Genomic DNA, 21,922 nt, shown 5'->3' with positions numbered 1-21,922 from the left:
CGCCGTCAGACCACTGCGGTGGGGACCGGCTGGTCCTCGTCGCGGCACCGCGAGGTGGCCGCGACCTCCATCGCCTGGGCGATGAAGTAGTAGGCGACGAAGCCGACGCCGCAACCGATGAACCAGCTGTAGTTGCTCATCCAGTCGATCGGCGAGGAGCCGTCACCGAGCATCGCCCACAACCTCGGCACGATCACCGACCCGAGCGAGAAGAAGCCGGCGATGAGCAAGGCGTGCACGGCCGCCATGTTGGTGCCCTTCTGGTACCAGTAGGCGCCGTCCTCCTCCATGGTGAACAGCTCATCGACCTCGATCCGCTGGCTGCGGATCATGTAGTAGTCGGAGATGAGGATGCCGAACAGCGGGCCGATCAGGGCGCCGAGGATGCCGAGGGTCCAGAAGATCGCCTCGTCGTTGTTGTACCAGTTCCAGGGCGTGAGCAGCACCGAGCCGACTGCGGCGATCATGCCGCCGGCGCGCCAGCTGATCCGCTGCGGGTCGACGTGGGAGAAGTCGAACGCGGGGCTGATGAAGTTGGCGACGATGTTGATGCCGATGGTGGCGATCACGAAGGTCGCGCCGCCGAGCACGATGGCGAAGGTGCTGTCGAGCTTCTCGACGGTCTCGATCGGGTCGGTGATCAGCTCGCCGTACAGCGGGACGGTGGCGGCCGCGGTGAGCACGGTCAGCAGCGAGAAGACGATGAAGTTGATCGGCAGGCCGAGGAAGTTGCCGCGCCTGACCGCCTTGAACGACCGGGCGTAGCGGGAGAAGTCGCCGAAGTTCAGCATCGGGCCGGAGAAGTACGACACGACGGCGGCCACGGCACCGCACATGGCCCAGACCAGGGTCCAGCCGCCGAGCTGGTGCTCGGAGAGGTTCAGGTCGATCTTGAAGTCGACCTTGAAGAGCATGTAGAGGCACATCACGAGCATCACGACGTAGACCGCCGGACCGGCGAAGTCGACGAACCGGCGGATCATCTCCATGCCGCGCCAGAACAGCAGTGCCTGCAGGACCCAGAGGATCGCGTAGCTGATGTAGCCCAGCGCCGAGAGGCCGAGGAACTCGTGCTGGGTCAGCGGCACGGCGAAGTCGGGCCACAGCTTGAGGAAGACGATGTTCAGCGACTGCGCGGCCAGGAAGGTCTGCACGCCGTACCAGGCGACCGCGATGAGGCCGCGGATGATCGCCGGGATGTTCGCACCGAGGACGCCGAAGGACGCCCGGGAGGTGACCGGGTAGGGGACCCCGGCGATCTGGCTGGGCTTCGCTACCAGGTTGCAGAAGAACTGGACGATGACGATGCCGACGATCAGGCAGACGAACACCTGCCAGGCAGTGAGGCCGATCGCGAACAGGGCGCCCATGGTGACGTAGCCACCGACGCTGTGCACGTCCGACATCCAGAACGCGAAGATGTTGTAGGAGCTCCAGGTCTGCTTCTTGAGCGGAGCGAGGTCCTCGTTGGTGAGGCGCGGGTGGTAGTCCCGCTTGATGACACTTTCGCCGGCCGGGTGGTCGGTGGCGTCGTTGATCATGGACGGATCTCCTCGGTGGGTGGCGGTGGCAGGAGGAAGCTGGGGGGATCTGGGGCGATCTGGGGGATCTGGGGGTTCTGGCTCAGGGCTGGAGCGGCCAGCCGGTCAGGCGCTTGGGCCGCGGGGGCGCGTAGGTGCGGACCTTGCTGGTGCTCAGGCCCAGGGCGACGAGGCTCTCGGCGAGCTGGACGGCGGCGGAGACGCCGTCGACCACCGGCACACCGGTGGCGGCGTGGACCGCCTCGTCGAGGCCGGCCATGCCGCCGCAGCCCAGGCAGATGACCTCGGCCTTGTCGTCCTGGACGGCGCGCTGGGCCTCGGCGACGATCACCTTCACGGCACGCTCGGGGTCCTCCTCGAGCTCGAGGACGGACAGGCCGCTGGACCGCACGGACGCGCACCGGCGGTCGAGGCCGGCGAGCAGGAGCCGGTCCTCGATGAGCGGGACCGCGCGGTCGAGGGTGGTGACAACGGAGTAGCGGTGGCCGAGCAGCGAGGCCACGTGGCCGGCCGCCTCGGTGATGTCGACGACCGGCACCTCGAGGAGCTCCTGGAGGCCCTCGCGGCCGTGCTCGCCGAAGCCGGCCTGGACGACGGCGTCGAACGGGCCGTCGTACGCGACGACCTCGTTCATCACCGCCAGGGCGGCGAAGTAGCTCTCGAAGTTGCCCTCGCACGACTCGGCGCCCACGCGGGGCGTGAGGGCGACGACATCGGTGCCCGGTCGCGCTGCCGCCCGGGCGGAGGCCGCGATCGCCTCCGTCATCGAGGCGGTGGTGTTGACGTTGACCACGAGGATCGTCGGCATCGGGTGCCCCTCTCGGTCCCGCGGAATTGCGGAGACTTCTCGGAACGTTTTCGTATCGTGGAAGTCCGTTTCCGAACAGTAGAAGTGTGGTCACGGTCACACAGATGTGTCAAGAGACCTGCCGCCAGGAGGGGTCGGCGTTGTACCTTCCTCCAAGAAGGGGGGCGACGATGCTGCTCTCGGAGCTGCTGGCGACACCAGGCCTGGGGCTCCGGCTGCTGCACGCACCCCCCGGCTCGCTCGAGCGGCCGGTCGGTCGCACCATCACCATCGACCTGCTCGAGCCGGGCCGCTTCCTGACCGGCGGCGAGCTGGTCCTCACCGGCCTGGTGTGGCGGCGCACGCCCGAGGACAGCGAGACCTTCGTGACCTCGATCGCGTCCCGGGGGGCGGCCAGCCTGCTCGCCGGCGCGGCCCAGCTGGGCTCGGTCCCCGACGACCTGGTCGAGGCCTGCCGGCGCCACGAGCTCGCCCTGGTCGAGGTGCCGGTGGACGTGCCCTTCGCCGACATCACCGAGCACGTGGCCGCCGCCGGCGCTGCAGGGGTCGGCGCGCGGTTGTCCGCGAGTCTGGTCCGCCAGCGCCAGCTGCTGTCCGCCGTCGCCGAGGGCCGCAGCCTCGACGAGCTCGCCGCGCGGGTGTCCGCCGAGGTCGGCCACGCCTGCCGCGTGCTGACCGCGAGCGGGCGCCACGTCGTGCCCGGACCGGGCGAGCTCGACCCGGACACCGTCGACCTGCTCACCCGCGCCTTCCTCACCGCCGACGTGGTGCCCGCGGTCGCCGAGGCCGGCGGCACGTCGTACTCCCTGCTCGCGGTCGGCTCGGGCCTCGCCGACCGGCTGACCGGGTGGGCGCTGGTCGTCGAGGGCGACCACCGTGCCTGGCCCCAGGACGTGCTCGACGCCATCCACGAGCTGGGCGCGATCGTCGCGCTCGACCGGTCCCGCCGCGAGGAGGGGCTGCGGGTGCTGCGGCCGCTGGCCGCCGAGACGCTGGGGCAGGTCGAGGCCGGCGCGACGCCCGCGGGGATCGGCGCGAGACTGCGCCAGTCCGGGCTGGACCCGGACCGCCCGCTCGTGGTCGCGGTGGCCGAGCTCACCGGCGGCCTCCCCGATGTGGCCGCGGTTGCGCTGGAGGACGTCGCGCAGGCCGTCGGACCGTCGGTCGTGGCGTCCTCGGCGGACGGCGGGGTCGTCGCGTTCCTGCCGGCCGGGCCCGGCCTGACCGACCAGCTGCGCCGCTCCCTGACCCGCCTCGCGCCGGGCCTCCCCCGCGGGTCGCTCTCGATCGGGTTGAGCGGCGAGAGCAGCATCGACGCCCTGGCCGGCGCGCTCGAGGAGGCCCGGTTCGCGCACCGGGTCGCCCGCTCCGGCGGCGGCGCGGTCGCCCTGGTGTCGTCGGAGGAGGTGACCTCCCACGTGCTGCTGCTCGCGACGGTCCCCGACGACGTACGACGCACCTACGCGCACCGCGTGCTGGGGCAGGTCATCGAGCACGACGAGCGCGGCAGCGGCGACCTGCTGCCGACGCTCGCGGAGTTCCTCGCCTGCTCCGGGTCGTGGACGCGCACGGCAGAGTCGCTCCACCTGCACGTCAACACCGTGCGCTACCGGATCGCGCGGGTCGAGGAGCTGACCGGGCGCGACCTGGGCACCCTCGAGGACCGGGTCGACGTGTTCCTCGCCCTCAAGTCGCTCTGACCGCACCCCCGCGCTGGAGGATCGCACAAGGCGCCCTGCGCAGATGAGGTCATCTTCGGAGGATCGGCGGGTGCCCCGAGAACCCTCACCGGGACGATCCTTGTGTGTCGTGGGTCACAGCAGAGGGCCTGCGACGACGCCCCCGAGAAAGGTGTGAGGCGATGAAGGCACTCCAGAGGTCGAACCGGTCGGAGAAGCGGGCTCGCGCAGCCGGCGTCCACCCCGTCGACGAGGTCCTCCCCGCAGGCAAGCTCGCGGTCTACGGCATGCAGCACGTGCTGGCGTTCTACGCCGGCGCGGTGATCGTGCCGATCCTGCTGGCGAACGCGATCGGGCTCAGCACCGACCAGCTGATCCACCTCATCAACGCCGACCTCTTCACGTGCGGCATCGCCTCGATCATCCAGTCGGTCGGCTTCTGGAAGGTCGGCGTCCGGCTCCCGCTGCTGCAGGGCGTCACGTTCACCGCCGTGTCGCCGATGATCGCGATCGGCCTGGCCGCCGGCGGCGGCACCGACGGCCTGCTGGTGATCTACGGCGCGGTCATCGTCGCCGGGCTCGCGACCTTCTTCATCGCCCCCTTCTTCAGCCGGCTGATCCGCTTCTTCCCGCCGGTGGTCACCGGCTCGGTGATCACGATCATCGGCCTCGCGCTGCTGCCGGTCGCCGCGGCCGACGCGACCGGCGGCGCCGGCCCGACGTCGGACCCGACCAGCGGCCGCAACCTGGCCTACGCACTGGGCACGCTGGCGCTGATCGTCGCGATCCAGCGGTTCTTCAAGGGCTTCATGGCCACGGTCGCCGTCCTCGTCGGCCTGGTCGTCGGCACGCTGGTCGCCTGGGCGCTCGGTGACGCGCACTTCGACTCCGTGAACGAGGCCGGCTGGGTCGGCGTCACCACGCCCTTCCACTTCGGCTGGCCGCAGTTCTCCTTCGCCGCGATCGTCTCGATGATCGTCGTCATGCTCATCACCGCCGTCGAGACCACCGGCGACGTGTTCGCCACCGGTGAGATCGTCGAGAAGCGCGTCGACCGCGAGGACATCGCCCGCGCGCTGCGCGCCGACGGCCTGGCCACCACCCTCGGCGGCACGCTGAACTCGTTCCCCTACACCTGCTTCGCCGAGAACGTCGGGCTGGTGCGGCTGACCCAGGTGAAGAGCCGCTGGGTCGTCGCCTCCGCCGGCGCGATCATGATCCTGCTGGGCCTGCTGCCGAAGGCCGGCGCGATCGTCGCCGGCATCCCCCACCCGGTCCTGGGCGGCGCCGCGCTCGCCATGTTCGCCACCGTCGCCGTCGTCGGCTTCCAGACGCTGACCAAGGTCGACTTCCACGACCACCGCAACGTCGTCATCGTCGCCACCAGCGTCGGGCTCGCCATGTACGTCACCGCGCAGCCCCAGGTCGCGCAGGCCGTCCCGGACTGGGCCGAGATCATCTTCGGCAGCGGCATCACCCTGGGCAGCCTGACCGCGATCCTGCTCAACATCCTCTTCCACCACGTCGGCAAGGACTTCGGCCCGGCCGTCGCCGGGATGCCGGGCGACTCGGTGCGCCTCGACCAGGTGAACCAGATGAGCCGCACCGAGTTCGTCGACACCTTCGCCGGCCTCTTCCAGGGCCCGCGGTGGATGGTCGAGCGGGCCTGGCAGCAGCGCCCCTTCGCCGACACCCACGCCCTGCGCCGCGCCTTCCAGGACGCCCTGTTCGGCGGCTCCGCCGAGGAGCAGCGCCAGCTGATCGAGTCCTACCCCGACCTGGGCTCCCGCCTCGTGGCCGACGGCATCACCGGCGAGGAGTCGCTGCGCGACCAGTCCTCCCGCGGCCTGACCCACCTGGCCGAGCCGGACCAGGAGGCGCTGACCGCGCTCACCGACGCCTACCGCGAGCGCTTCGGCTTCCCGCTGGTGATCTCGGTGCGCGACACCCCCTCGCTCGACCGGATCCTCGCCGAGGGCGCCTCCCGGCTGGGAAACTGTGAGCGGCAGGAGCACGCCGCCGCCCTGATCGAGATCGCCAAGATCGCCGGTCACCGCTTCGACGACTTCCTCCGCGAGGCCAACCCCATCCACAGCGCACGCACCCGCACCCCCTGGAGCAGCCAGCGATGAGCAGCACTCCGACCATCACCGTCAACGGCGACGAGGTGCCCCTGGCCGGCATCGCCGCCCACACCACGACGCTGGACTGGCTGCGCGAGCGCGGCCTGACCGGCGCCAAGGAGGGTTGCGCCGAGGGCGAGTGCGGCGCCTGCTCCGTCCTCGTGGCCCGACCCGGCACCGACGCCCCGACCGAGTGGACCGCGGTGAACGCGTGCCTCGTCCCGGTCGCCGCGCTCGACGGCCAGGAGCTGGTCACCAGCGAGGGGCTCGGCACCAGCAGCGACCTGCACCCGGTGCAGCAGGAGATCGCCGTCCGCGGCGGTTCGCAGTGCGGCTTCTGCACCCCCGGCTTCGTGTGCAGCCTGGCCGCGGAGTTCTACCGCCCCGGCCGCACCGGCGACGCCACGCCGGCCGGCACTGGCGATGGCACTGGCGACGGCACCGTGAACGGCACGAGCCGCGGCACCGACGTCGCGCCGTGCGACCACGAGCACGGCCCGAACGGGGTCGACCTGCACGCGCTGAGCGGGAACCTGTGCCGCTGCACCGGCTACCGCCCGATCCGCGACGCCGCCTTCGCGCTCGGCGCCCCCGAGGCCGACGACGCGTTCGCCGCGCGGCAGGCCGAGCCACCGCCAGCGCCGCGCCCGACCCGGGTCGCGGTCGACGGTGCGGAGTTCGTCCGCCCGCAGTCGCTCGCCGAGGCGCTGGACCTGCTCGTCGCGCGTCCCGACGCCCAGGTCGTCGCCGGGTCGACCGACTGGGGCGTCGAGGTCAACATCCGCGGCCGTCGTGCGCCCTACGTCGTCGCGGTGGACCGCCTGCCCGAGCTGCGCGAGCTGTCGTACGGCGACGACGTGGTCGAGATCGGCGCCGCGCTCACGCTCACCGAGATCGAGCGCCGGCTCGCCGGCCGGGTGCCGCTGCTCGCCGAGGTGTTCCCGCAGTTCGCGTCGCGGCTGATCCGCAACAGCGCGACCATCGGCGGCAACATCGGCACCGGCTCGCCGATCGGCGACACCCCGCCGGCGCTGCTGGCCCTGGACGCCGAGGTCGTGCTGGCCTCGCCGCGCGGCGAGCGGGTCGTCCCGCTCGCGGACTACTTCACCGGGTACCGCCAGAGCGTGCGCAGCGACGACGAGCTGATCAAGGCGGTCCGCCTGCCGCTGCCGCTCGCCCCGCTCGTGGGCTTCCACAAGATCGCCAAGCGCCGCTTCGACGACATCTCCAGCGTCGCGGTCGGCTACGCGCTCGAGGTCGCCGACGGCGTCGTCGCCCGCGCGCGGATCGGGCTGGGCGGCGTGGCCGCCACGCCGCTGCGGGCCGTCGCCACCGAGGACGCCCTCGTCGGCCGGCCCTGGACCGAGGAGACCGTGCGCCGCGCGGCCGCCGTGCTCGCCGGGGAGGGGACGCCGATGGACGACCACCGCGCCAGCGCGTCGTACCGCTCGGCGATGCTCGGCCAGTCGCTGCTGCGCCTGTTCCACACCCACGGACCGGCCGACGGACCGGCCCCCCTGCAGGAGGTTTCGGCATGAGCGCACTGTCCGAGCGTCCCGAGAACCCGATCGTCGGGATCCCGCTCCCCCACGAGAGCGCCGCGCTGCACGTGACCGGCGAGGCGCTCTACACCGACGACCTCGTCGTGCGCACCGCCGGTGCGCTGCACGCGTGGCCGGTCCAGGCACCGCACACGCACGCCCTGGTGACGTCGCTGCGCCCCGAGCCGGCGTACGACGTGCCCGGGGTCGTGCGGGTGCTGACGGCTGCCGACGTGCCCGGCGTCAACGACGCCGGCATCAAGCACGACGAGCCCCTCTTCCCCACCGAGGTGATGTTCCACGGCCACGCGGTGTGCTGGGTGCTCGGCGAGACGCTGGAGGCCGCCCGGCTCGGCGCGGAGGCGGTCGAGGTCGAGTACGAGCCGCTGCCGGCGCTGGTGACCGTGCAGGAGGCGATCGCCGCGGAGAGCTTCCAGGGCGCCCGCCCGCACCTGGAGCGCGGTGACGTCGACGGTGCGCTGGACGACGCGGCGCACGTGTTCGAGGGCGAGTTCGAGTTCGCCGGCCAGGAGCACTTCTACCTGGAGACCCACGCGTCGCTGGCGCTGGTCGACGAGGGCGGGCAGGTACTGGTGCACAGCAGCACGCAGCACCCGTCGGAGACCCAGGAGATCGTCGCGCACGTGCTGGGCCTGCCCAGCCACGCGGTCACCGTGCAGTGCCTGCGGATGGGCGGGGCGTTCGGCGGCAAGGAGATGCAGCCGCACGGTTACGCCGCGATCGCCGCGCTCGGCGCCACGCTGACCGGCCGCCCGGTGCGGCTGCGCCTCAACCGCACGCAGGACATCACCATGTCCGGCAAGCGGCACGGCTTCCACAGCACCTGGCGGGTCGGCTTCGACGACGAGGGCCACGTCGTCGGGCTGGAGGCGACGCTCACCGCCGACGGCGGCTGGAGCCTCGACCTGTCCGAGCCGGTGCTCGCCCGCGCGCTGTGCCACATCGACAACGCCTACTGGGTGCCGAACGTCCGGGTGGACGGGCGGATCGCGCGCACCAACAAGACGTCGCAGACCGCGTTCCGCGGCTTCGGCGGCCCGCAGGGCATGCTGGTGATGGAGGACATCCTCGGCCGGTGCGCGCCGCGCCTGGGCATCGACCCGGTCGAGCTGCGGCGGCGCAACTTCTACAAGTCGCACCACACCACGCCGTACGGCCAGCCGGTGCGGCACGCCGACCGCCTGCAGGCCTGCTGGGACCAGGTCGCCGAGTCCGGCGAGGTCGCCCGCCGCCGCGAGGAGGTCGCGGAGTTCAACCGCCGCCACCCGCACACCAAGCGCGGGCTGGCGATGACGCCGGTGAAGTTCGGCATCTCGTTCAACCTCACCGCCTTCAACCAGGCCGGCGCGCTGGTGCACGTCTACAAGGACGGCTCGGTGCTGATCAACCACGGCGGCACCGAGATGGGCCAGGGCCTGCACACCAAGATGCTGCAGGTCGCCGCGACCACGCTGGGGGTCCCGCTGGAGCGGGTGCGGCTGGCACCGACGCGCACCGACAAGGTGCCGAACACCTCCGCCACCGCGGCCAGCTCCGGTGCCGACCTCAACGGCGCGGCGATCAAGAACGCCTGCGAGCAGATCCGCGAGCGGCTGGCGCAGGTCGCCGGCGGCCGGCTCGGCACCAGCCCGCGCGACGTCCGCTTCGACGCCGGCACCGTGCGCGGCCTCTCCGCCGCGTCGGGGACGATCGGCTGGGACGAGCTGGTCAACACCGCCTACCACCAGCGGGTGCAGCTCTGGGCGGCCGGCTTCTACCGCACCGAGGGCCTGCACTGGGACGCCGCGAGCATGCGCGGCGAGCCGTTCAAGTACTTCGCCTACGGCGTCGCCGCGGCCGAGGTCGAGGTCGACGGGTTCACCGGCTCCTACCGGCTGCGCCAGGTCGACATCGTCCACGACGTCGGCGACAGCCTCAGCCCGCTGATCGACATCGGCCAGATCGAAGGCGGCTTCGTGCAGGGCATGGGCTGGCTGACCCTCGAGGACCTGCGCTGGGACACCTCCGACGGCCCGGGCCGTGGCCGGCTGGCGACCCAGGCGGCGAGCACCTACAAGCTCCCCAGCTTCTCCGAGATGCCCGAGGTCTTCCGGGTCGCGCTGCTCGAGAAGGCCCACGAGGAGGGCGCCGTCTACGGCTCGAAGGCCGTCGGCGAGCCGCCGCTCATGCTGGCCTTCTCGGTGCGCGAGGCGCTGCGCGAGGCGGCTGCCGCGTTCGGCCCCGCCGGCACCAGCATCGAGCTGGGTTGCCCGGCGACGCCGGAGGCCGTGTTTTGGGCGCTCGACGGTGCCCGCGCCGCGGCGACCCCCGTGCCGCCGGACCCCGAGCCCGCCCTCGTGAGCGCGGGGTGACGTCGTGCAGTGGCTGAAGGCGGTCCAGCGGCTCCGGGAGCAGCGCGTCCCCGGCGTCCTGGTGACCCTGACGTCCGTGCGCGGCCACTCGCCGCGCGAGGCCGGCACCAAGATGGTCGTCGCCGCCGACGCATCGTGGGACAGCGTCGGCGGCGGCAACCTCGAGGCCGTCGCCATCGAGCGCGCCCGCGCCATGCTGGCCGAGGGCAGCACCACGCCGCAGACCGTGGAGTGCTCGCTGTCCGACAAGGCGCCGTACCAGCACGGCGTGCAGTGCTGCGGCGGCGAGGTCGAGATGCTGCTCGAGCCGCTGCCCGTCGTGCCGTCCGTCGCGATCTTCGGGATGGGTCACGTCGGCCTCGAGCTCGCGCGGGTCCTGGCCCGCCACGACATCGAGCTGCACCTGGTCGACTCGCGCTCCGAGCAGCTCGAGCCCGCCCAGCTGCGGGCGCTGGACGACGCCGTCGCCAACGTGCACGTGCACCGGGTGCCGGTGCTGCCCGAGCTCGTCGTCGGCGAGCTGCCCACCGGCACGCACGTGCTGGTGATGACCCACGACCACGCCGAGGACGCCGCGCTGTGCGACGCGGCGATCCGCTCCTCCCACCTCGCCACGATCGGGCTGATCGGCTCGAGCGCGAAGTGGACCCGCTTCCGGAAGAAGCTGGCCGACGAGGGCCACTCCCCCGAGGCGATCGCCCGCATCACCACGCCCATCGGGCTCCCCGACCTGCCCGGCAAGGAGCCGGCCACCATCGCCGTCAGCGTCGCGGCCTGGCTGCTGCAGGTGTTCTCGCGGGAGCACGCCCCCACCGACACCCGACCCGAGGTGACCCAGTGACGATCTTCCGGGGAAGCTTCCTCGACACGCCCGCCGACCCGTTCACCGGAGGCGCCCTGCGAGCCGAGGAGGACGGCGCCGTCGTCGTCCACGACGGGGTGGTCGCCGCCCGCGGCACGTACGCCGAGCTGCGGGCGGTCCACCCCGACGACGATGTGGTCGACCTGACCGGCGGCGTCGTCCTGCCCGGCTTCGTCGACACGCACGTGCACTTCCCGCAGGTGCGCGCGATCGGCGGCCTCGGCATGCCGCTGCTCGACTGGCTCGAGCAGTGCGCGCTCCCCGAGGAGGCCCGGCTCGCCGACACCACCTACGCCGAGGGCGTCGCCACGGACTTCGTCCGCGGCCTCGTCGGCGCCGGTACGACGACCGCGCTGGTCTTCGGCAGCCACTTCGCCGGCGCCGTCGACGCGCTGTTCGCCGAGGCCGACCGCGTCGGCCTGCGCGTCACCAGCGGCCTGGTCCTCAGCGACCGCCTGCTGCGCGCCGACCTGCTGACCGACCCCGACCGCGCGGTCGCCGAGTCCGTCGCGCTCGCCTCCCGCTGGCACGGGGCCGGCCGCAGCCGCTACGCCGTGACCCCGCGCTTCTCGCTGTCCTGCACCGACGACATGCTCGCCGCCTGCGCCGAGGTGCTGGCCGCGGTGCCCGGCGCGATGCTCACCTCGCACGTCAACGAGAACCCCCGCGAGGTCGAGGGCGTGCGCGAGCTGCACGGGTGCGACTACGTGACGTCGTACGACCGGCACGGGCTGGTCGGCGCCGCCACCGTGCTCGCCCACGACGTGCACCCGACCGACCAGGAGCTCGCCCTCCTCGGCGTCCGCGGCGCCGCCGTCGCGCACTGCCCGACCAGCAACGCAGCCCTCGGCAGCGGTCTCTTCCCGCTCGCCCGCCACCGCGCCAACGGTGTGCGCGTCGCGCTCGGCTCCGACGTCGGCGCCGGCACCGGCTTCTCGCTGCTGAAGGAGGGCCTGCAGGCCTACTTCGCGCAGCAGCTGCTCGGCGACGCGGGTGTCCCGCTCAGCCCGCCGCACCTGCTCCACCTGGCCACCGCGGCCGGCGCCGACGCCCTCGGCCTCGGCGACCAGGTCGGCGACTTCTCCGTCGGCCGCCGCTTCGACGCCCAGTGGATCCGTCCCGCCCCCGGCACCCCGCTCGACGTCGGCCTCACCCACGCCGCCAGCCCCGGCGACGCCCTGGCCCGCGTCTTCGCCCTCGGCACCCCCGCCGACGTCCGCGGCGTGTGGATCGACGGCGTCCCCGTCACCCGCCCCGACGACGCCGTCGCGGAGGCAGGCTCCCCACTGCTGGTGGGCTGACGCCCTGCACCCGGGTGTGCCCGGCACAGCCCGCCCGCCAGGCCCGGAGGTTTCGAGGCTCGGCGCCGGGGCGCCTCGCACCTCAACCACCGGGGCTTGGCGCAGGCGGCGTGACGGTGGCACCTCCCGCCGAAGTCACAGGGAGATGTGCGCCGATCGGGCGGAAACTGCACGATCCGAGGCGGATTCCCTGCAGTTCGTGACCAATCGGCGGCCGCGCAGCGCGGGGTCAAGTCCCGGTGGTTGAGGTGCGACGAGCGCCAGCGAGGAGCCTCGAAACCACCGAGACCTGTGCGCGGGCGTCGTGGGGGCACCACCCACCGTGATCACACGGAGACGAGCGCCGCTTGGGCAGGAACTGCACGATCCGAGGCGGATTCCCTGCAGTTCGTGACCAATCGGCGGCCGCGCAGCGCGGCGCGGACGCAGTCCGTGCCGGCAAGCGCGCCGCCAGCCGTCCGTCAGGGCCCCGCAGTCAAGGACGCCGCAGGCGCCGCGCAGCGGGCGAGCGAAGCGAGCTCCTTGACGGCGGGGGACGGACGGCTACGGTGCGCGGCCGCCGAGAACTCCCCCGAGGTCCGACCTCCTCTGCGTCGGAGATCGGAGACCAGCCCCGAGCATCGAGGCGCGCGGTCTACATGCCATCAGCGCACGACGCGCTTGAGCTCCTCGGCGACCTGCGGCACCCGCTCCCGGCCGACCCTGGTGGTCGGGCCGGAGACGGAGACGGCGAGGGGGAAGGGTGAGGAGAGGACGGGGACGGCGACACAGCGGGCGGCGTACTCGTCCTCCTCGTCGTCGACGGCGTAGCCGAGCCGGCGCACCGTCGCGAGGTCGGCGAGCAGGTCCTCGACGGTGCCGAGGGTGCGGTGGGTGCGCCGCGGCAGGCCGGTACGACGGACCAGCTCGGCCACGGCGTCGTCGGCCAGCTGCGCCAGCATCGCCTTCCCGACCGCCGAGCAGTGCGCCATCGTGCGGTGGTGCGGGACGGTCGAGGTGCGCATGGGGTGGGAGGACTGCACCTGCGCGACGTAGAGCACGACGTCGCCGCACAGGGTGGCGGCGCTGGCGGTCTCGCCGGTCGAGCGTTCGAGCCGCTGCAGCCAGGGCGTGAGCGCGGGGCCGACCGGGTGGAGCGCAATGCCGCCGAGCGCGACGAGGCGCGGGCCGAGGCGGTAGCGGCGGTCGGGGTCCTGGTGCAGGTAGCCGGAGGCCACCAGGGAGCGCACCATCCGGTGCGCGGTCGAGACCGGTACGCCGCAGGCGGCGGCGAGATCGCTGAGGCCGATCGGCTCGCCGGCGTCGGCGACCTGCTCGAGAAGGCCGAGCGCCCGCCCCAGTGACTGGAGCGGGCGCTGTGCGGTGTCCATGAGAACCCTTCGGCCGACCTAGGCCCTGGCGATGTCGTCGTCGAGGCGCTCGCCGAGGCTGTCGCGCCGGTCCTCCGACGCGGCGAACACCGAGGCGCCGGACTTGTTCCCGAGCGTGACCTCGTTGAACAAGACGTTGAGCACGACGGCGACCAGGGCGGTCGCGCTGATGCCGGAGTGCATGACCACGCCGAGCCACTCGGGGAACTCGTCCCAGAAGGTGGGGGCGGCGATCGGGATGATGCCGACGGCGACCGCGACGGAGACGATCACCATGTTGAGGTTGTCCTGGTAGTCCACCCGCGACAGCGTGCGGATGCCGCTCGCGGCCACGGAACCGAAGAGCACGATGCCGGCACCGCCGAGGACGGGGTACGGGATCGCGGCGACCACCGCACCGATGACCGGGAGCAGGCCGAGCAGCAGGAGGACGAGGCCGCCGGTGGCGACGACGTACCGGCTCCGGACGCCGGTGAGGGCGACCAGGCCGACGTTCTGGGCGAACGCGCTGCACGGGAAGGTGCCGAACACCGGAGCGACCGTGGTGGCGGCCATGTCGGCGCGCAGGCCGGCGGCGACCCGCCTGGTGTCGACGTCGGTCTCGACGATCTCGCCGATGGCGAGGATGTCGGCCGTCGTCTCCGTCATGATCACCAGCACCACGATCGTCATCGACACGATCGCGCCGATCTCGAAGGTCGGGCTGCCGAAGTGCATGACCGGCGGCAGCGCGACCACGTCGGCGTCACCGACGGCCGAGAAGTCCGCCTTGCCGGCGATCGTCGCGATGACGGTGCCGACGACGAGGCCGATGAGGATCGACAGCCGGGAGATCGCGCCCTGGAAGACGCGGCTGATGACCAGGATGATCAGCAGCGTGAGCCCGGCGTAGCCGATGTTGGTCATCGACCCGAAGTCCGGTGCGGACTCGTTGTTGCCCATCGCCCAACGGAACGACACCGGCATCAGCGACAGGCCGATGACCGTGATGATGGTGCCGGTGACCACGGCTGGGAACAGCCGCACCAGCTGGGCGAAGAACGACGACAGCACGAGGCCGATGAGGCCGGCGACGATGATCGCCCCGAAGACCGGGCGGAGCCCGTCCTCGCTGGCGATGGTGACCATCGTCGACACGCTGGCGAAGGAGATGCCCTGCACGATCGGCAGCCGGCTGCCGAACGGGCCGAGCCCGAGAGTCTGCAACAGCGTCGCGAGGCCCGAGACGAAGAGGCCGGCGGTGACCAGCAGCGCCAGGTCCGTCGCCGAGAGGCCCGCGGCACCCCCGACGATGAGCGGCGGCGCGATCACGCCGCCGTACATCGTCAGGATGTGCTGCGTGCCGTAGGCGAGGAGCTGGCCCGGCGGGTGCCGCTCGTCCTCCGGCCGGGTGGAGACCGGCGCGGTTGACTTCTTCCTGCGACCGAGCATGACCGCCCCCTCAGCAGAAGCCGGGGATCGCGTGCCAGGCGTTGCCGGCATCGCGGGCCTCGTCGCGGATGACGGAGGCCTCGATCAGGCCGTAGGGCCGGTCGGCGGCGAAGAACACCTCGCCCGGGTTGTCGAGACCGAAGGGCGACAGGTCCGAGAGGAAGTGGTGCTTGTTGGGCGCGGAGAACTTGATCTCGGCGACGTCGGCGTGCTGCTCGAGGACCGAGGTGCCCATGCCGTGCAGGGTCTGCTGCAGCGCGAGGCTGTGGATCTCGGCGAACCGCTGCAGAAGCAGGGCGCGGATGGAGTCGTAGGACTTGTCCCAGTCGACGTCGGTGCCCTCGTAGCGCCAGCGGGCGACGAGCGACGTGGCGAGGATGCGGTCGTTGGTCTCCTGCAGGGTCGTGAACTCGTCCTTGAGGAAGCCGTGGAACTCCGAGCCGGTCGACTTGAGCACGACGAGGTCCTTGATGCCGGACACCACGTGTGCGACGCGGTCCTCGCCGCGGCCGTCGACGTTGACGACGGTGGTGCGCACCCCGCCGCCGGTGCGGACGAAGGAGTGGTCGTGGCCGGTGCCGTCGACCTGGATGCGGTCCCAGCCGTACTCGTCGATCTCGACGCGCGCGCCCTCGGCGGCCGGGCAGGCCTCGAGGTAGCGGTCGGCGAGCGCGAGGGCGAACTCCTCGATCGAGGCGACGCCGATCTTCCTGGCGTAGGCGAAGACCGTGTTCTTCTGCGTGTCGGTCGGCAGCACGTCCTTCTGGTCGCCCGAGGTGTGGGCGTCGTCGAAGCGGCCGCGCAGCGCGGTCGAGACGTTCAGGTCGCGGATCTGGTGGCGGGGCGTGTCACGGACGATCCGTACGACGCGGTTCTCGGCCTTGCCGTACTGGTTGGGTCCAAGGCGGATGGGCATGTCAGCTCCCTCGGTAGGTGGAGTAGGCGAACGGGCTCAGCAGGAGCGGTACGTGGTGGTGCCGCTGGTCGGTGACGGCGAAGGTGATGGTCACCTCAGGGAAGAAGCACTCCTGGCCGCTCGCCGCCGCGTAGGCGGCGGTGTCGAACCGGAGCTGGTAGGTGCCGGCGGGGACCTGGTCGGGTCCGAGCTCGGCCACCCGGCCGTCGTCGTCGGTGGTGGCCTCGGCGAGGACGGTGGTCTGGGGGTCGGCCTGGCTGGTATCGGCCTGCTCGAGGCGCGAGAGCCGGACCGGGACACCGGCGGCCGGGCGGCCCAGCGCGGTGTCGAGGACGTGGGTCGTGATGGCGCTGCGGTGGGTGCTCACGCGGAGACCTCCTCGGTGGTCAGGACCCGCTCGAGGCGCAGCAGGGCGATCTTGCGCAGCTCGTCGGCGACGACCGCCGCCTCGGCCTCGGGGTCGTTGTCGAGGCGCTGCCGGAGCGCGGCGAGGATCTCCTCGGCCGAGCGGCCGGAGGCGCAGATCAGGAAGACCCGGCCGAAGCGGTCCTCGTAAGCGCGGTTGCCCTCGGCGAGCTCGCGGGCGGTGGCGTCGTCGGTGCTGACGCCCGCCTGCTCCTTGCGCGACCAGGCCGCCTCCTTGTGCTCGCCCTCGGCGCGCTCGCCGATCCGCGGGTGCGCGGCCAGCGCCCGCTCGACGTCGGCCGCCGTGAACCGCCGGGCCGCGTCGTCGGCGGCGCGGAGCACGGCCGACTCGTCGTCGTACGGCCGGCCGGCGAGGACCGCGGCGACCCAGTCAGGGACGTCGCAGCACGCCTGGAGCGCCGGCCGGAGGTCGTCCTCCGGAGCCTGGTTGAACAGTTCGAGGTCCATGCCACCTGCCCTCTCGCAGAGCGGAAAAGTGATTCCGTATGCAAAGAGAGTGACATGTGACCCGGATCACGGTCAACAGTTTGTTGAAAAGATTTCGGGGAGTTCTGGTGCGGCGGGGAGGGGTCGCCGACCAGGCCGGGAATCACCGCTCAGGCGGCGATTCCCTGACTTGTTGACCGCTGCAAGGGCCACCACGTCGGGGAAGCGGCCACCATGTCCGGCCGCGCACGGCCGACGGCCTCAGTCCTTCTCGCGGTTCAGGTAGTTGTAGACGGTGAACCGGGTGACGCCGAGCGCCTCGGCGACGATCTCCGCGCTCTTGCGGTACTCGAACGCGCCGCGCTCCTCCAGCAGCCGCACCGCGCGCTGCTTCTCCGGGCGCCCGAGGGCGCGGAGGTCACCGCCGAGCTCGTCGGCGACCTCGGCGAGGAGGGCGTCCAGCCCCGAGACGGTACGACGAGGGGCCGGTCGCCCCTCGAGCCGGACCTGGAAGGTGACCTGGTCGGCGCCGTGGTCGAAGCCGGCGGCGACCACCGTCGCCAGGGTTCGCAGGACGGCCTCGCGCTCGCCGCGCACGGAGGTGCCGAGCGGGCCGAAGTCGCACTCGAGGCCGGCCTCGCGGGCGGCCTCGAGGGCCGCGGTGGCGTGCTCGGGCGGCTCGCCCTCGCCGCGGAACGGCTCGGTGGTGAACTCGGCTTCGAGGCGCATGGCCGCAGGCTACCCAGCGGGCCGCCACGCACCCCTCGGGCGCGTGGGCGCCGGCAGGCGACCGCGGACGGTCCCTGCCGGCGACGGGGGACTCAGGCCGGCTCGGCGACCTTCCGCTTCGCCAGCTCGGCGAGCCGGCGCTGGTCGATGCCGGCGAGCTTGTCGACCTCGTCGACGCCGACGGCCCCGCACTCGACGCCGCGCAGCACGAACGCGGCGAGGGCGGTCGCGGTGGCCGGCTCGTCGAGGTAGCTGGAGTCGCCGCCGTGCACGTAGGCGCGCAGCCGCGCGGCCGCGGTCTCCAGACCCTCGCGGAAGAAGGAGTAGGTGGCGACGTAACGGCTCGGCAGCTGGGCGGGGTGCAGGTCCCAGCCCTGGTAGATGCCGCGCGAGAGGGAGCGGCGGACCAGGCGCAGGTGCAGGCGCCACGCGGCACGCACGGCCTCGCGGTCGCCGACGGGCAGCACGTTGGTGGAGCCGTCGGAGACGAAGACACCGGTGCCGGCGGCGGCGACCTGCATGACGTCCTTGGCGTGGTCGGCGACCGGGTGCTCCATGCTCTGGTAGGCCGCGGCGACGCCCAGGGACGCGGAGTAGTCGTAGGTCCCGTAGTGCAGGCCGGTGACCCGGCCGGCGCCGGCGGTGATCATCCGCGCAACGAGGGCGGTGCCGTCGTTGCCGAGGATGGCCTGCGGGGTCTCGACCTGGATCTCGAAGGGCACCGGCGTGGTGATGCCGTGCGCCCCCTCGAGCGCCTCCAGCGCGGTGACCATCGCGGCCACCTGCTCGACCGAGGTGACCTTGGGCAGCGTGACGACGAAGCCGTCGGTGATGCCGCCGGCGGCGGCGAGCTCGCCGAGGAAGAGGTCGAGGGTGCGCAGCCCGCGGTGGCGGGTGGGCGCCTCGAACGACTTGATCCGGATGCCGTGGAAGGGCGGGGCCGAGCCGTCGCGCACGGTCGCGGCGAGGGTGCGCGCGGCCTGGACGACCGCGGCGTCCTCGTCGGCGTCGGGCCGGTTGCCGTAGCCGTCCTCGAAGTCGATGCGCAGGTCCTCGATCGGCTCGCGCTCGAGCTTGGCGGTCACCCGGTCGTAGACCTCGGCGGCGAGGCTGGGCCGCAGGTCGAGCGCCTCGGCGATCTCGATCGCGGACCGGCCGTGCAGCGCGAGCACGCTGCGCGCGTCCTCGGACCACTCTGTGACGAGGTCGGCGGTGTAGCGGTCGCCGGGGACGTAGACGGTGTGCACCGGCTGGCGCACCCCCCGGTCGCCCGGGTACGACGACGCGAGGGCCGCGTCCGCGTCGGCGAGCGTGCCGTCGAGGCGGGTCACGAGGTCGTCGAGGTGGCTCATGACGCCACCACGGCGTCGTACGCGGGCAGGGTGAGGAAGTCGACGTACTCGTCGGCGAGCGCGACCTCCTCGAAGATCCGGCGCGCCTCCTCGAAGCGGTGCTCGGTGCCCTCCGCGTCGGCGAGGATCTTGGCGACCTCCTCGTCGAGGACCTGGCGCACGAGGTCGGCGGTGACGACGGTGCCGTCATCGAGCTTCGACTCGTTGCGCACCCACTGCCAGATCTGCGAGCGGGAGATCTCGGCGGTGGCGGCGTCCTCCATGAGGTTGTGGATGCCGACGGCGCCGAGGCCGCGCAGCCAGGCCTCGAGGTAGAGCAGCGCGACCTCGACGTTGTCACGCAGGCCGGCGGCGGTGATCTCGCCGGGCGTGGAGGCGACGTCGAGCAGGTCGTCGGCGGTGACCTCGACGTCGTCGCGCTGGCGCTCGACCTGGTTGGGCCGGTCGCCGAGGACGGCGTCGAAGACCTCGCGGCACACGGGGACGAGGTCGGGGTGGGCGACCCACGAGCCGTCGAAGCCGTCGCCGGCCTCCCGCTCCTTGTCCTCGCGGACCTTGGCGAACGCGCGGGCGTTGACCTCCTCGTCCTTGCGGCTCGGGATGAAGGCCGCCATGCCGCCGATGGCCTGGGCGTTGCGCCGGTGGCAGGTCTTCACGAGCAGCTGCGCGTAGGCGCGCATGAACGGCGAGGTCATGCCGACCGACGCGCGGTCGGGGAGGACGAACTCGGGGCCGGAGTCGCGGAAGTACTTGATGATGCTGAACAGGTAGTCCCAGCGGCCGGCGTTGAGGCCGGAGACGTGGTCGCGCAGCTCGTAGAGGATCTCGTCCATCTCGAACGCGGCCGGGATGGTCTCGATCAGCACGGTGGCGCGCACGCTGCCGTGCGGGACGCCGAGCTCGGCCTGGGCGAACGTGAACACGTCGTTCCACAGCCGCGCCTCGAGGTGGCTCTCCATCTTCGGCAGGTAGAAGTACGGGCCGCTGCCACGCTCGAGGAGCTCGCGGGCGTTGTGGAAGAAGTAGAGGCCGAAGTCGACGAGGGCGCCGACGACCGGCGTGCCGTCGACGAGCAGGTGCTGCTCGTCGAAGTGCCAGCCGCGCGGGCGCATCACGATCGTCGCGAGCCGCTGGTCCTGCTCGAGCTCGTAGGTCTTGCCCTGGGGCGAGGTGAACGAGATCTGGCGGCGGATGGCGTCGTACAGGTTGACCTGGCCGCCGACCACGTTGGACCAGTGCGGGGTGCTGGCGTCCTCCATGTCGGCCAGCCACACGCGGGCACCGGAGTTGAGCGCGTTGATGGTCATCTTCCGGTCCGTGGGGCCGGTGATCTCGACACGCCGGTCCTGGAGGTCCGCAGGGGCCGGGGCGACGGTCCAGTCGCCGGCGCGCACGTCCGCGGTCTCGGGCAGGAAGTCGAGGCGGCCGGTGCGGGCCACCTCCTCCCGGCGGGTACGGCGGGCGGCGAGCAGCTCGTCGCGGCGGGCGCCGAAGCGCTCCTGCAGCTGCGCGACGAAGGCGAGGGCGTCCGGCGTGAGGATCTCCGCGCCTCGCTCGACCTCGCCACCGGCGATCTGAATGTCCACGGGTTCCATCTCCTTCGTTGCGGTCATCGTGCGGCCTCCCGCACCCCCGCGGCCACGGCCGGCGCGACGGCCGGGTCGAAGACCGAGGGCACGATGTAGCTGGCGTTCACCTCGTCGGGGTTCACCGCGTCGGCGATCGCCTGGGCGGCCGCGAGCATCACCTCGTCGGTGATCTCGCGGGCTCCCGCGTCCAGCATCCCCCGGAACAGGCCGGGGAAGGCAAGGACGTTGTTGATCTGGTTGGGGTAGTCGGAACGTCCGGTCGCGACGACGGCGGCGTGCTCGCGGGCCGCCGCAGGGTCGACCTCGGGGTCGGGGTTGGCGAGGGCGAACACGATGGCGTCGTCGGCCATCGTGGCGATGTCGTCGCCGTCGAGCAGGTTCGGCGCGGAGACGCCGACGAAGACGTCGGCGCCCGCGAGCGCCTCCTTGAGCGAGCCGGTGAAGCCGTCGGCGTTGGTGTTCTCGGCGATCCAGGCACGGTCGGGGTCGTGGCCCTCCTGGCCGCGGTGCACGGCACCGTTGCGGGCGCACGCGACGACGTCCTTGGCGCCCTGGGCGAGCAGGAGCTGGATGATCGCGTGGCCGGCGGCGCCCACGCCGCTGACGACGATGCGGACCGCGGACAGCTCCTTGCCGACCACGCGCAGGGCGTTGGTGAGCGCGGCGAGGACGACGATCGCGGTGCCGTGCTGGTCGTCGTGGAAGACGGGGATGTCGAGCTCGGCGCGCAGCCGGCGCTCGATCTCGAAGCAGCGCGGGGCGGCGATGTCCTCGAGGTTGACGCCGCCGTACGACACGGCGATCGCCTTGACGATGTTGATGATCTCCTCGGTGTCCTGGGTGTCCAGGCACACCGGCCAGGCGTCGACGTCGGCGAACTGCTTGAACAGCGCGGCCTTGCCCTCCATGACGGGCAGCGCGGCGCCGGGGCCGATGTTGCCGAGGCCGAGGACGGCCGAGCCGTCGGTGACGACGGCGACGGTGTTGCGCTTGATCGTCAGCCGGCGCAGGTCCTCGGGGTTGTCGACGATGGCGCGGCAGATCCGCGCGACGCCGGGGGTGTAGGCGCGGGACAGGTCGTCCCGGTGCTTGAGCGGCACCTTCGGCACGACCTCGAGCTTGCCGCCCAGGTGCATGAGGAAGGTGCGGTCGCTGACCTTGCGCACGGAGACGCCGGGGACGGCCGCGAGGGCATCGGTCACCGTGCTGCCGTGGTCGACGTCGGTGACGTCGCAGGTGAGGTCGACGACGAGGGTGTCCGCGTGCGACTCCGCCACGTCGAGGGCGGTGACCGAGCCGCCCGCGGCGGCGACCGCAGCCACGAGGCTGCCGGTGGCACCGGCGGAGGAAGGCGTCTCGACACGGACGGTGATCGCGTACCCGGGGCTCGGAGTCGCCACTGTTTTCCTCTCCATGGATTGATACTTTCGCATTGTGGATAGTAGTCCGCGTCACA

The 21,922-nt window shown here is 72.3% G+C and carries 17 protein-coding genes; 6 read left to right on the top strand and 11 right to left on the bottom strand.

Translation table 11 applies throughout. The features are described from left to right. Window positions 1–5: 5 nt before the first annotated feature. Both NOCJ54_RS26575 and NOCJ54_RS0117315 read right to left on the bottom strand, forming a co-directional pair. On the bottom strand, window positions 6–1,541 hold the full coding sequence (locus NOCJ54_RS26575) for an NCS1 family nucleobase:cation symporter-1 (RefSeq protein ID WP_084255392.1): 1,536 nt from the start codon (window positions 1,539–1,541) through the stop codon (window positions 6–8). 82 nt (window positions 1,542–1,623) lie between these two features. Next, window positions 1,624–2,349: an aspartate/glutamate racemase family protein gene (locus NOCJ54_RS0117315; RefSeq protein ID WP_028656499.1), complete on the bottom strand. Its 726-nt coding sequence runs from the start codon at window positions 2,347–2,349 to the stop codon at window positions 1,624–1,626. 170 nt (window positions 2,350–2,519) lie between these two features. Between NOCJ54_RS0117315 and NOCJ54_RS0117310 the strand changes: the two genes are divergently transcribed. The 6 genes from NOCJ54_RS0117310 to NOCJ54_RS0117285 all read left to right on the top strand — a co-directional run bounded on the left by NOCJ54_RS0117310 (window position 2,520) and on the right by NOCJ54_RS0117285 (window position 12,227). Next, window positions 2,520–4,049, top strand: a complete 1,530-nt coding sequence (locus NOCJ54_RS0117310) for a PucR family transcriptional regulator (RefSeq protein WP_028656498.1) — start codon at window positions 2,520–2,522, stop codon at window positions 4,047–4,049. Between the two features lie 161 nt (window positions 4,050–4,210). Then, a complete protein-coding gene (gene uraD, locus NOCJ54_RS0117305) occupies window positions 4,211–6,160 on the top strand; it encodes a 2-oxo-4-hydroxy-4-carboxy-5-ureidoimidazoline decarboxylase (RefSeq protein ID WP_028656497.1) in 1,950 nt (649 codons plus the stop codon). Further along, window positions 6,157–7,689 (top strand): xanthine dehydrogenase small subunit, encoded by a 1,533-nt coding sequence (locus tag NOCJ54_RS0117300; RefSeq protein ID WP_036518450.1) that lies wholly within the window; start codon window positions 6,157–6,159, stop codon window positions 7,687–7,689. Before uraD (NOCJ54_RS0117305) ends, NOCJ54_RS0117300 begins: the two co-directional genes overlap by 4 nt. Beyond that, window positions 7,686–10,064: a xanthine dehydrogenase molybdopterin binding subunit gene (xdhB, locus tag NOCJ54_RS26570; RefSeq protein WP_051485992.1), complete on the top strand. Its 2,379-nt coding sequence runs from the start codon at window positions 7,686–7,688 to the stop codon at window positions 10,062–10,064. Before NOCJ54_RS0117300 ends, xdhB begins: the two co-directional genes overlap by 4 nt. Window positions 10,065–10,068: 4 nt before the next feature. Beyond that, complete coding sequence (gene xdhC / locus NOCJ54_RS26565; RefSeq protein ID WP_036518449.1) at window positions 10,069–10,905, top strand: xanthine dehydrogenase accessory protein XdhC; 837 nt, start codon at window positions 10,069–10,071, stop codon at window positions 10,903–10,905. Next, a complete protein-coding gene (locus NOCJ54_RS0117285; RefSeq protein WP_028656508.1) occupies window positions 10,902–12,227 on the top strand; it encodes a guanine deaminase in 1,326 nt (441 codons plus the stop codon). Before xdhC ends, NOCJ54_RS0117285 begins: the two co-directional genes overlap by 4 nt. Before the next feature lie 644 nt (window positions 12,228–12,871). On the opposite strand, the gene NOCJ54_RS26560 is transcribed toward NOCJ54_RS0117285, so the two are convergent. The 9 genes from NOCJ54_RS26560 to NOCJ54_RS0117240 all read right to left on the bottom strand — a co-directional run bounded on the left by NOCJ54_RS26560 (window position 12,872) and on the right by NOCJ54_RS0117240 (window position 21,866). Further along, complete coding sequence (locus tag NOCJ54_RS26560) at window positions 12,872–13,597, bottom strand: IclR family transcriptional regulator (protein ID WP_051485991.1); 726 nt, start codon at window positions 13,595–13,597, stop codon at window positions 12,872–12,874. Window positions 13,598–13,615: 18 nt separating this feature from the next. Further along, window positions 13,616–15,028 (bottom strand): nucleobase:cation symporter-2 family protein, encoded by a 1,413-nt coding sequence (locus NOCJ54_RS26555; protein ID WP_084255388.1) that lies wholly within the window; start codon window positions 15,026–15,028, stop codon window positions 13,616–13,618. Between the two features lie 10 nt (window positions 15,029–15,038). Continuing rightward, window positions 15,039–15,944, bottom strand: coding sequence for a factor-independent urate hydroxylase (pucL, locus tag NOCJ54_RS0117270; RefSeq protein WP_028656495.1), 906 nt, complete (start codon window positions 15,942–15,944; stop codon window positions 15,039–15,041). Between the two features lies 1 nt (window position 15,945). Then, on the bottom strand, window positions 15,946–16,311 hold the full coding sequence (gene uraH, locus NOCJ54_RS0117265) for a hydroxyisourate hydrolase (RefSeq protein ID WP_198020254.1): 366 nt from the start codon (window positions 16,309–16,311) through the stop codon (window positions 15,946–15,948). Beyond that, the gene (gene uraD / locus NOCJ54_RS0117260) at window positions 16,308–16,817 is read right to left on the bottom strand and encodes a 2-oxo-4-hydroxy-4-carboxy-5-ureidoimidazoline decarboxylase (protein ID WP_028656493.1); all 510 of its coding nucleotides are present in this window, start codon (window positions 16,815–16,817) and stop codon (window positions 16,308–16,310) included. The genes uraH and uraD (NOCJ54_RS0117260) overlap by 4 nt, the downstream gene beginning before the upstream one ends. Before the next feature lie 240 nt (window positions 16,818–17,057). After that, window positions 17,058–17,525: a helix-turn-helix domain-containing protein gene (locus NOCJ54_RS0117255; protein ID WP_028656492.1), complete on the bottom strand. Its 468-nt coding sequence runs from the start codon at window positions 17,523–17,525 to the stop codon at window positions 17,058–17,060. A gap of 92 nt (window positions 17,526–17,617) precedes the next feature. Next, the gene (locus NOCJ54_RS0117250; RefSeq protein ID WP_028656491.1) at window positions 17,618–18,877 is read right to left on the bottom strand and encodes a DUF6986 family protein; all 1,260 of its coding nucleotides are present in this window, start codon (window positions 18,875–18,877) and stop codon (window positions 17,618–17,620) included. Then, the gene (gene aceB, locus NOCJ54_RS0117245) at window positions 18,874–20,472 is read right to left on the bottom strand and encodes a malate synthase A (protein WP_036518448.1); all 1,599 of its coding nucleotides are present in this window, start codon (window positions 20,470–20,472) and stop codon (window positions 18,874–18,876) included. Before aceB ends, NOCJ54_RS0117250 begins: the two co-directional genes overlap by 4 nt. Before the next feature lie 14 nt (window positions 20,473–20,486). After that, the gene (locus tag NOCJ54_RS0117240) at window positions 20,487–21,866 is read right to left on the bottom strand and encodes an NAD-dependent malic enzyme (protein ID WP_028656489.1); all 1,380 of its coding nucleotides are present in this window, start codon (window positions 21,864–21,866) and stop codon (window positions 20,487–20,489) included. Window positions 21,867–21,922: the final 56 nt, after the last annotated feature.

The sequence above is a fragment of the Nocardioides sp. J54 genome (assembly GCF_000519005.1).
Classification (GTDB): domain Bacteria; phylum Actinomycetota; class Actinomycetes; order Propionibacteriales; family Nocardioidaceae; genus Nocardioides.
This window is presented reverse-complemented; position numbering and strand designations above follow the sequence as displayed.

Coding starts and splice junctions, on each gene's coding strand:
- NOCJ54_RS26575 (WP_084255392.1), bottom strand. CDS start 1,541: ATGATCAACGACGCCACCGACCACCCGGCCGGCGAAAGTGTCATCAAG.
- NOCJ54_RS0117315 (WP_028656499.1), bottom strand. CDS start 2,349: ATGCCGACGATCCTCGTGGTCAACGTCAACACCACCGCCTCGATGACG.
- NOCJ54_RS0117310 (WP_028656498.1), top strand. CDS start 2,520: ATGCTGCTCTCGGAGCTGCTGGCGACACCAGGCCTGGGGCTCCGGCTG.
- uraD (WP_028656497.1), top strand. CDS start 4,211: ATGAAGGCACTCCAGAGGTCGAACCGGTCGGAGAAGCGGGCTCGCGCA.
- NOCJ54_RS0117300 (WP_036518450.1), top strand. CDS start 6,157: ATGAGCAGCACTCCGACCATCACCGTCAACGGCGACGAGGTGCCCCTG.
- xdhB (WP_051485992.1), top strand. CDS start 7,686: ATGAGCGCACTGTCCGAGCGTCCCGAGAACCCGATCGTCGGGATCCCG.
- NOCJ54_RS26560 (WP_051485991.1), bottom strand. CDS start 13,597: ATGGACACCGCACAGCGCCCGCTCCAGTCACTGGGGCGGGCGCTCGGC.
- NOCJ54_RS26555 (WP_084255388.1), bottom strand. CDS start 15,028: ATGCTCGGTCGCAGGAAGAAGTCAACCGCGCCGGTCTCCACCCGGCCG.
- pucL (WP_028656495.1), bottom strand. CDS start 15,944: ATGCCCATCCGCCTTGGACCCAACCAGTACGGCAAGGCCGAGAACCGC.
- uraD (WP_028656493.1), bottom strand. CDS start 16,817: ATGGACCTCGAACTGTTCAACCAGGCTCCGGAGGACGACCTCCGGCCG.
- NOCJ54_RS0117255 (WP_028656492.1), bottom strand. CDS start 17,525: ATGCGCCTCGAAGCCGAGTTCACCACCGAGCCGTTCCGCGGCGAGGGC.
- NOCJ54_RS0117250 (WP_028656491.1), bottom strand. CDS start 18,877: ATGAGCCACCTCGACGACCTCGTGACCCGCCTCGACGGCACGCTCGCC.
- aceB (WP_036518448.1), bottom strand. CDS start 20,472: ATGGAACCCGTGGACATTCAGATCGCCGGTGGCGAGGTCGAGCGAGGC.